This window comes from Paenibacillus sp. UMB7766-LJ446 (genome assembly GCF_030226665.1).
In the GTDB taxonomy this organism is placed as follows: domain Bacteria; phylum Bacillota; class Bacilli; order Paenibacillales; family Paenibacillaceae; genus Paenibacillus; species Paenibacillus vandeheii.
In genome coordinates, this window is record NZ_JASOYM010000007.1 from 126,594 (window position 1) to 139,946 (window position 13,353).

Below are 13,353 nucleotides of genomic sequence, written 5' to 3' on the forward strand. Positions count from 1 at the left end.
GTCTTTGATGAACCCGTTGAAGAGCACGCCATATATACTGAATTCCGGTGGGTGAGTTTATACCCTCTGGCTGTTAATGGTATAGTACAAGAGACCACAGCGTTTATCAGTCATATAGGGATCAAAGAAATCTGGGGATAACAGCGATCGGAAGATTGTTCTGTCATCGAAGTGCCAGTGTAAATATTCATTAGTTGAGGTTATATAGTTATGATCTGCACCTTGAAGGAGGATCTTCACTGATGACGGAGGAGCAATCCTATACCACCGAAGAAATATCCAAGCTGCTCAAAATATCCAAACTGACGGTCTACGATCTGATCAAAAAGGGAGACCTCGTCGCTTATCGCGTCGGCAAACAAATGCGTGTTGACGCCACCGATCTGGAAGCGTATAAACAGCGCTCCAAGCAGCTGCAATCGCCAGCACACCGGGCCGCTTTGGATTCAGGTCAATCTCTTGAATCTGATTACGCGACAGGAACCAATCCATCTAATCCTGCCGTTCACTCCGCTGCAAATGTTGTTTCCTCTCCATCCAGAGGCACATTCGCCGCTTCATCTTCCATGACGGGCAACACTTCGTCAGCCCATTCGACTCGCCATCTGGTCATTACTGGACAGGATGTGAGCCTTGATATTCTCATGCGATATATGGAGAAACAAACACAGGATATTCGACCACTGCGTTCCTTCATGGGCAGTCTGGACGGCCTGATCTCCATGTACCGCGGAGAGTCTGATCTGGTCAGTACCCATCTGCTTGATGGAGATACAGGAGAATATAATCTGCCTTATATACGCAAAATCCTGATTGGCTGGTCTTATGTCGTCGTCAATCTGCTGACACGACCTGCCGGGCTGTACGTCCAACGCGGTAACCCGCGCGGCTTGCAGAACTGGACCGATCTGAAGCAGCCCGAGCTGCGATTGGCGAACCGGGAGAAAGGTTCGGGTGCACGTGTACTCCTGGATGAACAATTGCGTCTGCACGGTATCCCTACATCTCATCTGATCGGGTATAACGTGGAAGAAACCAGTCATATGGGCGTAGCCGCAAAGGTCAGTTCTGGCGAAGCCGATGTCGGAATCGGCAGCGAGAAAGCTGCACGACTTGTCGGTCAGGTTGATTTCATTCCACTTGTCCAGGAACGTTATGACCTGGTAATGCTGAAGAAACCGGGAAACGAAGCGTGGACCGAATCGGTATTACGTATTCTTCAATCAACGGAGTTCCGGCATGAACTGCAATCGTTTGAGGGATATGATGTATCTCGAACAGGTGAAATTTTATACGAGGTTTAGCGCGATTATACGTGGATTTCTCATGGGAATTAGGAAGTACAGAAAAAAAAACAAAAGAAACGCCTCTGATCTCTCTGACGGCGTTTCTTCTGTTTTCTTTCATATATATAAAATGAATTCCGTAGCCATCAGGCATGCTATCTCGACTTATCATATACGATGCGGGCCACCGCATCATGCTGATGGATGGACTCTTCATTCCTGCAATCCACCTTAAATTTGCGTACCCAATGCTTCTCATACAGATCTGCCGCCACCAGCCTGACGATATCTTCCACAAACCGCGGGTTCTCATATGCACGTTCCGTGACACGTTTCTCATCAGGTCTTTTGAGAACGGGATATAGGCAGCTGCTTGCATTGGATTCAGCCACATTCAGCAGCTCTTCCTTCCAATAGCCCGGCAAGGCTTCTTCCGGGTCGCCCTGCACCTGGATACGCAGTAAACCTCGCTGATTGTGCGCACTATATTCGCTGATTTCTTTCGAGCAAGGACATAACGTCGTGATCTGTATATGTAAACCCGTTCTTAGAACGGGGGATTTGCCAGCTTCCCAGAGGACATGAACCGTAGCCAAAGAATGATTTAGTCCAGACATACCGGTTACGGGCGCGGATCGCTCGTAGAACCAGGGATAGGTTACTTTCAGCTCTGCCTTCGGTTGATTCATCTGTTCGGCCAACTGTTGCGTCAGCGCAATCAGATCCGGAATCCGGTCACTCAATCCTTCACCGCGACTTTTCTGAAGCTGCTCCATCAAGCGGCTCATGTTAATGCCTTTGGATTCTCGATCCAGCGAAGTCGTCAGCCGAAAATTTCCGATGCTGGACAATTTCTCGGGATCTTTGGCGGAAATGACATCCAGAGGATACTTCACCTGATCAATACCGACTTGTTGCAGCTCAAACAGAAAATTGTTTTTGCTGTTCTGCAAATCCTGCATCTCTTCTTTTCGTACAGGCTTATCTCCCTGTATCGGGTCAACAGAGCCGAATAACCGCAAGCGCTCGGCTTTGTCCGGCATGATCAAAGCATCGCTCGCCACTCGGTTACTCCTGTTAACCAGCTGTCCCTTTTGCATTTTTCAAATCCCTCCCTCCATTACATATTTCCGTTACCGCTGCACCTTCATCGCCAGAACAAACCTGCCTCGTCCCGCTCAACCTGCTCCAGGATAACTTCAAAATCAGGACAAGGCTCAATGACGTCGACCACATTCCAGCTACTGTGATCACCTTTCGCATATACCTTCCACTGATTCGCTTCCCAGTAAAATCGGGCAATGGGCAGCTTGTCCCACTGATAGCGTTCCTCAGCAGGCCTTTCCTCGGTCAAAATCAGTTCATTGTTATTCAACTCATACGTTAATTTCACCATTGTTCGCAGGGGAGCCGGCACCTTCTCGTGAATATAACCGTCCAGCACCGACTGAATTCTCCGAATGGTAAACGAGTCCAGCATGGTGATCCCCCCTTTCCTCCACATCGTTACGCCATCCAGTTCCACACCCATGCAAGTACAAGTGCACTGCCCAGTGACGTTAGCAGCTGTCTGCCTGTCAGTTGTGCAGCAAAGGCTGCACCCAATTCCTTGCGTACGGTCCACATGGTCACCAGACATGCCGTTAACGTGGAAGCCAGATACACCAGGATAAATAACTGTCCGCCGCTCAAGTCTGCAATAAAGGAACCCTGATCCTGATTCAGTACCAACAACCCGTCTTTTCTTAAAATGGAAAATAAAATGCCGCCCGCGGCATCGCCCGGCAGATGAAAGATCGCGAGCAGCGGCGTAAGCGTGCCGGTCAGAACAGACAATACTCCTGTCTGCTCCAGTAGTGAGGCTACCACACAAATACCGATGAAAATGGGCATTGCCTGTATGAGAAACTGTTTCATCACAGATCTTACGCGCCAGCTTACGGAACGCCATGAAGGCTTTTGCACAAATGTCCGGTTCGCATGTAACGGGAGCGTATCATCCAGCCGATTTCGATTCCACAGACGGGTATGAAGTGCGCCCACAAGGACCAGGACAAGCATATAAGGAAAAAACAGCCATGGCTTGCCACCGGAACTGAATATCGATAGAGAAGCCCCAATCTGGTAGCTGCACGCCGAAGCGAAGGAGATCATTGAAACACAGGCCTTTCGAGTGCAGGAACTGCATGTACGACTCTGGAACACTGCCACAACATTGCAGCCAAAACCACTGAGGACCGGAATCAGATCCTTACCGTTCAGGCCGATTTTGCGCATCCACCCATCCAGCGAGTCGGTAATGCGATCCTTCAGTCCAGTCTCCTCCGTCACCGCAACACTGACGCCAATCAGGAATACGACCGGAAAAGCCCAGATAAAGGAATACAAGCCCAGACTGATCATGCCGTAATCTCCGAGCATCATCGCTTGTAGCGGATTCCATAATCCCACAGTCATCCGATCGAGTGGTTCAAGAATCCAGACATCCGCGAGTGGTTGTACCCAGCCGGAGAACAGATAAGCCACATATACCGGAACTGCAAATAATAAGATGAGTGCTGCCAAAGCCGCAAAACGCCCCCAAACCGTGTGTTCAAACATCGTTGTTTGCGGTTCGATCACAGGGGAGGCAGGCGGTGATTCCAACTGTGGATGCCTCTTCATCGGTCTGGCGGCAACGATCGCGCGGCATAACAGGCCTTGGGCGTTCCCGTCCATTTCCCTTGTATTGAAGGGCAGGACGGAAATCCCCAGGCCTTTACGGTAATAGTCAACCTGAGCCGTTAAACCCGGTCCGCATTTGTCAGCAAACGTAAGCACCAGCACAGCATTTTTGCCTGGGACATCCAGCATGCCGAGCAGTAAAGGCAGCTCCTGCACGACATCTGTGCCGCGTACCACCATGACAACCGTATCACCTGCTGCGAGTTGTTTTAGGGCCAGCATAGTCGTGACACTGTCATCCTTCAACCGGATTCCAGGCGTATCGACCAGCTCAAGCTGCTGTTCAGGCAGTTCTGCCCTGCGGACAGTCACCGTGGAGCCTCGAACATTGGATTCTTCGCCTGTATCTCTGCCCGTGAGGCCCCGAAACAGAGCCGATTTACCTGCAGATTCGAAACCGACCAGCACCACTTGACGAAGTTCTTCCGGCTGTTCCAGAACCGAATTCAGCATGTGCAATCTTCACCACAGCAAGACAGATCATCAAGAAACATGCCTTCTTTGCGATAGGTTTCCAGCGGAGTCAGATTGAGCCCGAGTCTCTCACCCATGGCCCCGGCCACAACTGCAAAGCGCTGTCTAAATTTATAAATGAAACAAAATTGGAGGTGCGCATGCATGACCTGTGGTCCGGTAATGAATAGTCCAGGGGCAATCGTCGATTCATCCGCTACTCCTAGTTGCAGCTGTCCCTCCTTGTTGCGCTCGACCAGGTTCTCAATCAGGTGTAAACTGCTGCGGAACCCCGTCGCCAGAACAGGAGCCTGAGCGGTCTTAAGCAAGTGTGATTCCCCGGAATCATTCTCACAATAGAGGACATAACCGCCCCGTTCATCCGGCTCAATCCACTTGACCTCATAGCCTTGCATCATTTGTATCCGCTGATCCATCATCGCCGTGCGCAGACGATCCTTCGTATAGGGGCTCAGCTCCACACTTGGATCACTGCTGCCCTTGGCAAGCCCGCGTCCGTTCCGATCGATTACCGTTACATTTTTCCCTAGTTTACACAGGTGAATGGCTGCATCCACGCCGCTCTCATAGCCGCCAACGATGACACATTCTTCTCCCTGAACTGCCGTCCAGCTGGAAAATAAACTGCTGTGCACACCATATTCGGCGCCAGGGAACGGGTCCAGTCTCGGGTACTGGAATTCACCGGCTGCCCAGACGACAAAGCGTGTGCGCAGTTGACCATTGGATGTCACAACCCGAAAGCCATTCTCTTCAGGAATCACTTCCGAAACGTCTACACCCGTCTGCACAGGCAATTTCTTAAACTGGCTCACCACCTGCAAATACTTCGCATACTCCACCCCTGTCGGATGTTCTGTTCCCAACGTATACGCTGGAGACGTATGCAGCGCTACGGCGTTCAGATCCATCATGCCATAGGCGTTGCTTGTAAACGAAGGGGTGATCAGACGCATTTCCTCCGGCCACGCGAGAAAAGTGGCCCCCACTTCACTCCGTTCCAGCACGGTAAAGCGGGACAGCCCCAGATCCTGCAGGACAGAGGCCATGCCGATTCCGGCTGGCCCCCCTCCAACAATCACGCAATCATAATCAAAAGGATCATTCATGCGTCTTACCAGCTGGACTTCGTGACGCCCGGAATTTGCCCTTGATGAGCCAACTCACGGAACACGATCCGCGAAACCTTGAACTTGCGCAAATACCCTCTCGGGCGGCCCGTCAGTTCACAGCGATTTTTCAATCGGGTCGGTGAAGCGTTGCGCGGCAATTTCTGCAGCGCTTCATAATCCCCTTTTTCTTTCAGTTCTAGGCGTATTTCTGCATACTTGGCGACGATGGCCTGACGTTGTTTTTCGCGTACTACTTTTGATTTCTTAGCCATGGATTCCAGCTCCTTAACGAATTTAATTTATACAACTTCAACGGGCCAAGGCAGCGGATTGTCGAAATGGCCCCAGTCGGCCTTCATTTCCTCATCGCTGAGCAGGCATTGGTCCAGTTCTTCTTCAATGATGGCACGTTCCATTTCAATCCCGATCATGACAAGCTCAGTCTGGCGGTCTCCCCATTGTGCATCCCACTTCTCCAGCACATCAGGCTCCGTACGCAAAATCTCTTCCTTGTCCGCTTCCGGCAGCGCCGCGACCCAATGACCTGCTGGACCGAACTGAATGGATGAACCCGCCTGACTCAGGCTTGCAGCCACATCCCCTTCAGCAGCCAGCCAGACCAGCCCTTTGGCACGAACCACTTCTTCCGGCCAGTAGCTCATGAATTCAGCCAGACGAGAAGGATGGAATGGTTTTCGGCGACGGTACACGAAGGAACCAATACCGTATTCCTCCGTCTCGGGTGTATGTGATTCTTTCTCCAGCTCTTGAATCCATCCGGCGGACATGCTTGCTTTCTCGAAGTCGAAGAGACCTGTATTCAAAATTTCAGACGGGTTGACCTGTCCGTTCACGGTCCGAATAATTTTGGCGTTGGGCTGAAGCTTGCGAATGATACCTTCAAGCTTGTTCAGCTCCACGTCTTCGACCAGATCACACTTGTTAAGCAACAGCACATCGCAGGTCTCAATCTGGTCAATCAGCAGGTCCACCACGTCACGGGTATCTTCGTCCCCTGTAGCCTGATTCCGATCCAGAAGGCTCTGTCCTGAAGCAAAATCCTGCCAGAAACGATTCGCATCCACGACCGTTACCAGACAATCCAGCTTCGCCAGACTTGTCAGATCAATACCCGACTCCTCGTCGGCATATGTAAAGGTCTGCGCTACCGGAACAGGTTCACTGATTCCTGTCGATTCAATCAGGATATAATCAAACCTGCCTTCATTCACCAGTTTTTCAATTTCCTGCATCAGATCATCCCGCAGCGTGCAGCAGATGCAACCATTGGACAGCTCCACCAGCTTTTCTTCAGTGCGCGATAAGGTCGCTTCCCCTTTTACCAGTGCAGCATCAATGTTTACCTCGCTCATGTCATTGACAATGACAGCGACCTTGAGCCCCTGCCGATTGTGCAGCACGTGATTCAGAACCGTCGTTTTACCTGAGCCAAGGTAACCGCTAAGAACAGTTACCGGAACTTGCTTTTGTGTCATGTGTATCTACTCCTTATAGTTGTGGTCATACGCCTCTGACCTTAATAGTAATTATTACGATTAACAACAATGACTATAATCCTGTTGAACGATGTTGTCAAATCATTTTTGTTTTTCTCGTGTGAGGTGGCCGCTTTGGTCACGGATCGTCTTCCGATCGCTGTTGTTTCCAAATTTCCTTAATTTAGTCTACTAAAGGTTAGAAATTCGGAGACAGCGTATGCTTTCGAAGCAGCTTTCTTACAGAAAGCTTTCAGGCGAACGCTACCGCTTCTTCAGATCGATTCCGTCCCCACCGCTACTGCCGCAAACCCCCGTCAAAAAAAGGCCTATGGCCTGTTTCCTGTAGCTTCGAATCATAATGATACGATTCCAGAAAAGTCAGTCCATACGCCTTTAATTCTTGTTTTTATATGTGCCATACAATCGTTACTATTAATCAGTTCGCCACCACAGATCTGGCCCTATTGCCTGCTTCCATTCGTTGCCTGAAAGTTACAACGAGAATCATGGCTGCAACGGATAACAGCGTACAGATCGTAAACATGGTGGAATATGAGCTTATTTGTACAATCAGTCCCATCGCAAGACCGCCCAGGGAGAAGCCCAGATCATACGAGGACATGAAAATACCCATGAGCACATATCTGGAATCGGCAGGCAGCACAAATGACAAATACGTGGTTAATGTCGGGTACAGCAATGCTACGGCAAAACCGCTGAACACCGCGGACAGGTACACTAATGAACCAACCGTCTCCAACATTGCGAGCAACAGGGTTCCCAGAGCTGCACACAGCAGCAAACCCGCCATCAGCCACGTATTCCAGCTACCGTCAGACGGTATTTTTTTGCGCAAAATGAATCTGCACAGAATGACCACCAGCCCCTGGATCGTTAAGAACACCCCTGCACTCGCCATTCCGGTCGATACCATATACAACGGAAGAAAGGTCGCCGTGGCTCCAAATACACAGGAAGCAAACAGCATGACCACACTGCTAATCAGCAGTGGTGTACTGCGCCAGATGCCGCCGAATGATCGCATCATATCACCCAGCGTATACGATTTATTCTGCACCGTGCTTCGGGGCAGATCCACGTTATAGCCAATCAGGAGTGGAAAAGCTGCCAACCCGATCATCAGCAAAGTAAACCAGATATCGCTGGCATTTTCCCAGATTTGGATGGCGAGTATGGGAATGACCAAGGACGGAACCATCGTGAAAAGGGTATACATGGACAGTCCCTGAGCCCGGTCCTTGTCCTCAAGCTTTTCCACAATGCCAGCCTGCATCGTCATGGAAAAGAACGCCGTCGCTACACCTTGCAGCGCCCGCAGCCACAAATACGTTTCCACACCAAACACAACAAACAACAGTAATGTTGCGGCATGCAAAATCAACAGCCACTTCATTACACGCAGCGGACCATAACGCCCCAGAAGCTGCGCCGCAAAAGGCCGTAGAAGCATACACGTAAACATGTACGCGCCCATCATCAGACCAATCTCAGCCTGGTTCAACCCTGCTGCTTCACTCCGCAAAGGGAGAATAATCGTCAAAGCCGAATTGGCGGCAAAAAATAAAAAGGCCAACAGATAAAACCGGATAAACGAAAAGGATACCGGATTTAATGTACCGCTGGTCGTGACAGAAGACTTCAAAACATGTCCCCACTTTCTAGTTGCGTTAACCCACAGACATATCTGTGACTGGTTTTCTTCGTTCATAGGCAAAAGCAATCATTACCGCTCCTAGGATAGCACAAATCATGTACATAAATGAATAGGAGGACAGATCAGCGATCGGTCCCATCAACACACCACCCAGAGATACACCCAGATCTGCTGTCGCAATAAATAAACCGATCAATACATTCCGATTCAGCTGTGGCAGCACAAAGGATAAATAGGTCGTTAACGTTGGATAGAGGATGGATTGAGCAATGCCCATCAAGATTGCCCCCACATACAGCAAGGCAGCCCCTCCAGTAATAGCCAGGCTGACACATTGTGCGGCTACTGCCAGCAGCAGCATTGTTCCCATGATAAAAGGGGCATGCCACCTGCCATCGGAAGGGATTTTTTTGCGTAACATGATCCGGGTCAACACAACCGTTCCCGCCTGAAGCATCAGATAGACACCTGCATTGCCGCTTGGCAATTGACTGGCGTAGAGGGGAATAAAGGTCGTAATTGCACCGAACACAACGGAAGCACTTAACATGAGTACACTGCATCTAAACAAGAATCGATTTTGCACTAACTGACGAAAAGAATGAAACATGCTTACGTTCTGTTCGGACGAATTCCCAGGAGGCTGCTCCTTGCTCTTGTCCATTTTGGCCGTATATCCGAAGACGCCTGTGCAGACGGCAATACCGATCAGGACAACTGTAAAATAATCCATACCGCCAGTTTGCCAGATCCCCAACGCAAGAACAGGACCCACAATGCCGGGGATATAGCTGAATAATGAATAATATGAAATACCCTGGGAACGGTCCTTCTCCGGCAAGGCATCAATAATGCCAATCTGCAAAGCCATCGAGAAGAAAGCCGTCGATACCCCCTGTAAAATACGAGCCACCAGATAGCCCCCGAGACCCGTAAACGTGTATAAAATCAGGGCAAAACCATTGATAATCAGAATAAAACGCAGCACTTTAATCGGCCCGCGCTTTTGAATGATCCGCCCGGCCCATGGCCTGAAAAACATGGTCGTAAACATATAAGCGCCCATAATCAGCCCAATGGTTGTACTGCTCGCTCCCAAGGATTCACCCTGCAAAGGAATAATCACATTAAGAATGGCATTTGCACTAAAATACAGAAGAACCAGGATGTACAAACGCAGAAAAGGCCAAGACATCGCTCCACTCATCTTTGGTCCTCCCTCTGGAAAGTAATTAAATAGGTTAATAATTTTCTGGCATAATCAGACTGAACATCCTTCAACTGCTTAATAGGTACCATTTCCTCAATCTGACCGTCCCTGAAAATAATAATCCTGTCACAAATATAGGCTGCCGCCTGAATATCATGCGTAATAAACACATAGCTCATCTGATAGAATTGCTTTAATTCCTTTAACAATCGCAGCACCTGAATTTGCACAGACACATCCAGCGAACTGATGGCTTCATCAAATACAATGCATCGGGGTTCTGTGGATATGGCTCTTGCGATACATACTCTTTGGGCCTCTCCACCGGACAGTTCATGTGCATATTTAAGCCTGTAGGAAGAATTCAACCCCACCTGATGCAGCAACCGATCCACCTTGCTTTTCATATCCGCTTCCACTTTTTTTTGAGCCTTCAGGGGCTCCATAATGGCTTCCTCCACCGTGAGAAATGGATTAATGGAGGACGCATAATTTTGAAATACGGCACTGATGCTGCCCATTCGCACACGGCGATTGTTCACGTTTTTTCCATCAAATAAAATACGACCGCGATCAGGCTTTTCAATGCCCAGGATCAAACGTCCCAATGTGGACTTGCCGCTTCCACTTTCGCCGATAATGCCGAGACATTCGCCTTGGTAGCATTCAAATGCCACGTTTTTCAAAACCTGCTGCTTTTGTTTGGAGAACAATCCGCCTTGTTTATAGGATTTTTCTATCCCATCCACCTTGAGCATCTGTATCCCCTCCCTGCATCAATTTCCTGAAATGATTGCTCAGCTCCAACCGGGTGGAAACCAAATATTGAGTATAGGCATGCTTCGGCTTCGTAAAAACAGACCGAATATCGCCGCTTTCGACAATGGCTCCGTCTTTCATAACCATCACTTCATCCCCAATTTTCTGAACCACACCGAGATCATGGGATATAAACAGCATGGAACACCCCATTCGTTCACGCAGTTGAATCAATTGTTCAACCACTTCATATTGAGAGATCGTATCCAGCGCCGTTGTCGGTTCATCCGCAATGATCAGATCCGGCTCCAACACGAGTGCCAATGCAATCATGATTCGCTGCAGCATGCCACCCGATAGCTGATGTGGATATTGATTCAGGATTTCCTGCGGATGCTTTAACATGACACTTTCCATAGCGCTAATGATCTTCCGTTCGCTGTCTCTGTTATTCCAGTCAAAATGCGTCTGGAGCGTCTCTCGAATATGGACGCCTATTACGGAAGACGGGTCAAAAGCGCTCATACCATTTTGCAGAATCATGCATATGTTTTTGCCTCTTCTTCGTCTCATTTCTTGTTCAGAAAGCTGGTTCAAGTCCTCGCCTTGGAAGAGAATCGTTCCGGATTGGCGAATCCAGGGTTTATTCAAACGCATAATGGACCTGCAGGTGACGGACTTGCCACTTCCGCTTTCCCCGACTATGGCCAGACAGCTTCCTTGTTTGACCTGAAATGAACTGTTATGAATAATGACCTTGTCCGTATTGGCATCCCAGACCTTCAAATGTTTAACCTCTACTGTATTCATAAACGTTCTTTCCCACCTCTTTTTTACGAAGCTTACCTTGGGAAGTCATTAATTTGGGGTCCAAAGCGACCTGAAGTGCATCCGATAAAAAATTAAAGGCCGAGACCACAATGACAATGGCTATTCCAGGTGCCAACATTAACTCCGGTCTGGAGAACATGACTTGCCTTGCCTCATTCAGCATCATCCCCCATTCGGCATGAGGAGCCTGGATTCCCAAACCCAGAAAGGAAAGCCCCGAGATCTGCAGCATCATCGAACACATGGAGCCGCTCGCAATCACTGCTATATCGGCAAAGGTAACCGGAACAATATGCTTGGTGATAATGCTAAGGCTGGCAATACCAGAGGCTTTGGCAAATTTCACATACTCCATCTCGGAGAACTGCATCACGGATGTCCGAATGACGCGGGCAAACCACGCCCATTTCATGACCACGAACGCTATCAGAATATGTTCAAGTCCTGGACCCAGAATACCGACTACAGCCAGTGTCATGACGTATCCCGGGAATGAAAGCATCACATCGCAAACTCTCATGATCCAGGCATCTGTCTTCCCCTTGAAATAACCTGCGATAAATCCGACGACAGCTCCGACCAGAACAGACATCATCAAGGCAACCAGCACCCATAGCACACTGGGACGAATGCCATAAATGAGTCTGGATAACACACATCTGCCGAGATGATCATTTCCTAGCCAATAGGTCCAGGAGGAGGAAGCATATCGAAGCTTCATGTTCACTTCCTCCGGGTCATGGGGTGCACACCAAGGGGCAAATATGCCCGCAACAATAATGATTACAATGAAAGCGAGCGATGTCATCGCGAGCTTGTCTTTGCTCAAATTTCTTAATAATCGCATCAGAGATCCTTTCTTAACCTGGGATTCATCGCCGCATTGATCACGTCAGAAATCGTATTAAACAGCACAAAGGTTACGGCCAATATAAGAACATACGCCTGAATAATCGGGAAATCCCGGCTGAGGATCGACCTCACACTCAACCTCCCAAGTCCCGGCCACGCAAACACATTTTCAATCACGACAGTGCTGCCGAGCACGATGGGGATCGCCATACAAAATATGGATACCGCCACTTGCAGCGAATTTCGCAAAATATGCAGGGTCACCTTCCGCTCACTTAAGCCGCTTGCCCTTCCGTAGAGCACGTAATCCTCATTCATGTTGCTTAACATCGAACTCCGAACCGTTCTGAAATAAATGCCTGTATAACTCACCGTAATCACGATGACCGGCAGAATGTAGCTCTTCCATGAGTCCATCCCGCTCGTAGGCAACAAGTCCAGCTTGACGGAAAAATACCAGATCAGGATGGCTGCAAGCCAGTAGGAAGGCATCGCGGTCAGGACAAACGAAATGCCTCTGACCGATTTATCAATCACTTTCCCTTCTCTCATGGCACAGATCACACCCAGAAGAATGGACAACCCGATAATGAACACCGAGGATACCAGCGTTAATTTTAATGTGTTCAGGAAAGCCGGACCGACCAGGGACCATACCGCTTCACCGGATACATACGAGCTGCCAAAATCAAACTGCATACAGGCCATCAACCAATTCACATACTGGATGACGAACGGCTTATCGAACCCCAATGCTTCATTGGTTTTCGCAATTAATTCATCCGTAATCTGAGGAACATCCTGTGCCTGTAATACAACTACAGCAGGGTCCAGAGGCGACAGATTAATGAGTACAAACGTTATAAATGAAATAACGAACAGCAAGGGTATGGCGAGCAATATCCGTTTAACTATATAACTTCCCATATCC

At 49.1% G+C, this 13,353-nt stretch carries 13 protein-coding genes; 1 reads left to right on the forward strand and 12 read right to left on the reverse strand.

Going from position 1 to position 13,353, the window contains the following annotated elements; all coding sequences use genetic code 11:
• The first annotated feature begins 242 nt into the window (after positions 1 to 242).
• Positions 243 to 1,304 carry a substrate-binding domain-containing protein gene (locus QP794_RS18395; protein ID WP_285078411.1) on the forward strand — a complete coding sequence of 354 codons (1,062 nt, stop codon included), beginning with the start codon at positions 243 to 245 and terminating at the stop codon, positions 1,302 to 1,304.
• A gap of 137 nt (positions 1,305 to 1,441) precedes the next feature.
• Here the strand turns inward: QP794_RS18395 and folE2 are convergent, their stop codons facing one another.
• The 12 genes from folE2 to opp1B all read right to left on the reverse strand — a co-directional run bounded on the left by folE2 (position 1,442) and on the right by opp1B (position 13,349).
• A complete protein-coding gene (folE2, locus tag QP794_RS18400) occupies positions 1,442 to 2,386 on the reverse strand; it encodes a GTP cyclohydrolase FolE2 (protein WP_285078412.1) in 945 nt (314 codons plus the stop codon).
• Positions 2,387 to 2,433: 47 nt separating this feature from the next.
• Positions 2,434 to 2,766, reverse strand: coding sequence for a DUF3024 domain-containing protein (locus QP794_RS18405; RefSeq protein ID WP_179132716.1), 333 nt, complete (start codon positions 2,764 to 2,766; stop codon positions 2,434 to 2,436).
• Positions 2,767 to 2,792: 26 nt separating this feature from the next.
• A complete protein-coding gene (locus tag QP794_RS18410) occupies positions 2,793 to 4,463 on the reverse strand; it encodes a nucleoside recognition domain-containing protein (RefSeq protein ID WP_285078413.1) in 1,671 nt (556 codons plus the stop codon).
• The gene (locus tag QP794_RS18415; protein ID WP_285078414.1) at positions 4,457 to 5,593 is read right to left on the reverse strand and encodes an NAD(P)/FAD-dependent oxidoreductase; all 1,137 of its coding nucleotides are present in this window, start codon (positions 5,591 to 5,593) and stop codon (positions 4,457 to 4,459) included. The genes QP794_RS18410 and QP794_RS18415 overlap by 7 nt, the downstream gene beginning before the upstream one ends.
• 5 nt (positions 5,594 to 5,598) lie before the next feature.
• Positions 5,599 to 5,868, reverse strand: a complete 270-nt coding sequence (gene rpsN, locus QP794_RS18420; protein ID WP_285078415.1) for a 30S ribosomal protein S14 — start codon at positions 5,866 to 5,868, stop codon at positions 5,599 to 5,601.
• A gap of 27 nt (positions 5,869 to 5,895) precedes the next feature.
• A complete protein-coding gene (locus QP794_RS18425) occupies positions 5,896 to 7,092 on the reverse strand; it encodes a GTP-binding protein (protein ID WP_285078416.1) in 1,197 nt (398 codons plus the stop codon).
• Between the two features lie 439 nt (positions 7,093 to 7,531).
• The gene (cntE, locus tag QP794_RS18430; protein WP_285078417.1) at positions 7,532 to 8,758 is read right to left on the reverse strand and encodes a staphylopine family metallophore export MFS transporter CntE; all 1,227 of its coding nucleotides are present in this window, start codon (positions 8,756 to 8,758) and stop codon (positions 7,532 to 7,534) included.
• A 25-nt stretch (positions 8,759 to 8,783) separates the two neighbouring features.
• Positions 8,784 to 9,977, reverse strand: a complete 1,194-nt coding sequence (gene cntE / locus QP794_RS18435) for a staphylopine family metallophore export MFS transporter CntE (protein WP_285078418.1) — start codon at positions 9,975 to 9,977, stop codon at positions 8,784 to 8,786.
• Positions 9,974 to 10,738: an ABC transporter ATP-binding protein gene (locus QP794_RS18440; RefSeq protein ID WP_285078419.1), complete on the reverse strand. Its 765-nt coding sequence runs from the start codon at positions 10,736 to 10,738 to the stop codon at positions 9,974 to 9,976. Before QP794_RS18440 ends, cntE (QP794_RS18435) begins: the two co-directional genes overlap by 4 nt.
• Complete coding sequence (cntD, locus tag QP794_RS18445) at positions 10,704 to 11,549, reverse strand: staphylopine uptake ABC transporter ATP-binding protein CntD (protein WP_079347587.1); 846 nt, start codon at positions 11,547 to 11,549, stop codon at positions 10,704 to 10,706. Before cntD ends, QP794_RS18440 begins: the two co-directional genes overlap by 35 nt.
• Positions 11,530 to 12,417 (reverse strand): staphylopine uptake ABC transporter permease subunit CntC, encoded by an 888-nt coding sequence (gene cntC / locus QP794_RS18450; protein ID WP_285078420.1) that lies wholly within the window; start codon positions 12,415 to 12,417, stop codon positions 11,530 to 11,532. The genes cntD and cntC overlap by 20 nt, the downstream gene beginning before the upstream one ends.
• Complete coding sequence (gene opp1B / locus QP794_RS18455; protein WP_285078523.1) at positions 12,417 to 13,349, reverse strand: nickel/cobalt ABC transporter permease; 933 nt, start codon at positions 13,347 to 13,349, stop codon at positions 12,417 to 12,419. Before opp1B ends, cntC begins: the two co-directional genes overlap by 1 nt.
• Between the last annotated feature and the right edge of the window lie 4 nt (positions 13,350 to 13,353).

Bases quoted from the DNA above. Each gene is read 5' to 3' on its own strand.
- QP794_RS18425 (WP_285078416.1), bottom strand. From the start codon at position 7,092: ATGACACAAAAGCAAGTTCCGGTAACTGTTCTTAGCGGTTACCTTGGC.
- QP794_RS18410 (WP_285078413.1), bottom strand. From the start codon at position 4,463: ATGCTGAATTCGGTTCTGGAACAGCCGGAAGAACTTCGTCAAGTGGTG.
- QP794_RS18440 (WP_285078419.1), bottom strand. From the start codon at position 10,738: ATGCTCAAGGTGGATGGGATAGAAAAATCCTATAAACAAGGCGGATTG.
- QP794_RS18415 (WP_285078414.1), bottom strand. From the start codon at position 5,593: ATGAATGATCCTTTTGATTATGATTGCGTGATTGTTGGAGGGGGGCCA.
- cntE (WP_285078418.1), bottom strand. From the start codon at position 9,977: ATGAGTGGAGCGATGTCTTGGCCTTTTCTGCGTTTGTACATCCTGGTT.
- cntD (WP_079347587.1), bottom strand. From the start codon at position 11,549: ATGAATACAGTAGAGGTTAAACATTTGAAGGTCTGGGATGCCAATACG.
- QP794_RS18405 (WP_179132716.1), bottom strand. From the start codon at position 2,766: ATGCTGGACTCGTTTACCATTCGGAGAATTCAGTCGGTGCTGGACGGT.
- cntC (WP_285078420.1), bottom strand. From the start codon at position 12,417: ATGCGATTATTAAGAAATTTGAGCAAAGACAAGCTCGCGATGACATCG.
- rpsN (WP_285078415.1), bottom strand. From the start codon at position 5,868: ATGGCTAAGAAATCAAAAGTAGTACGCGAAAAACAACGTCAGGCCATC.
- folE2 (WP_285078412.1), bottom strand. From the start codon at position 2,386: ATGCAAAAGGGACAGCTGGTTAACAGGAGTAACCGAGTGGCGAGCGAT.
- QP794_RS18395 (WP_285078411.1), top strand. From the start codon at position 243: ATGACGGAGGAGCAATCCTATACCACCGAAGAAATATCCAAGCTGCTC.
- opp1B (WP_285078523.1), bottom strand. From the start codon at position 13,349: ATGGGAAGTTATATAGTTAAACGGATATTGCTCGCCATACCCTTGCTG.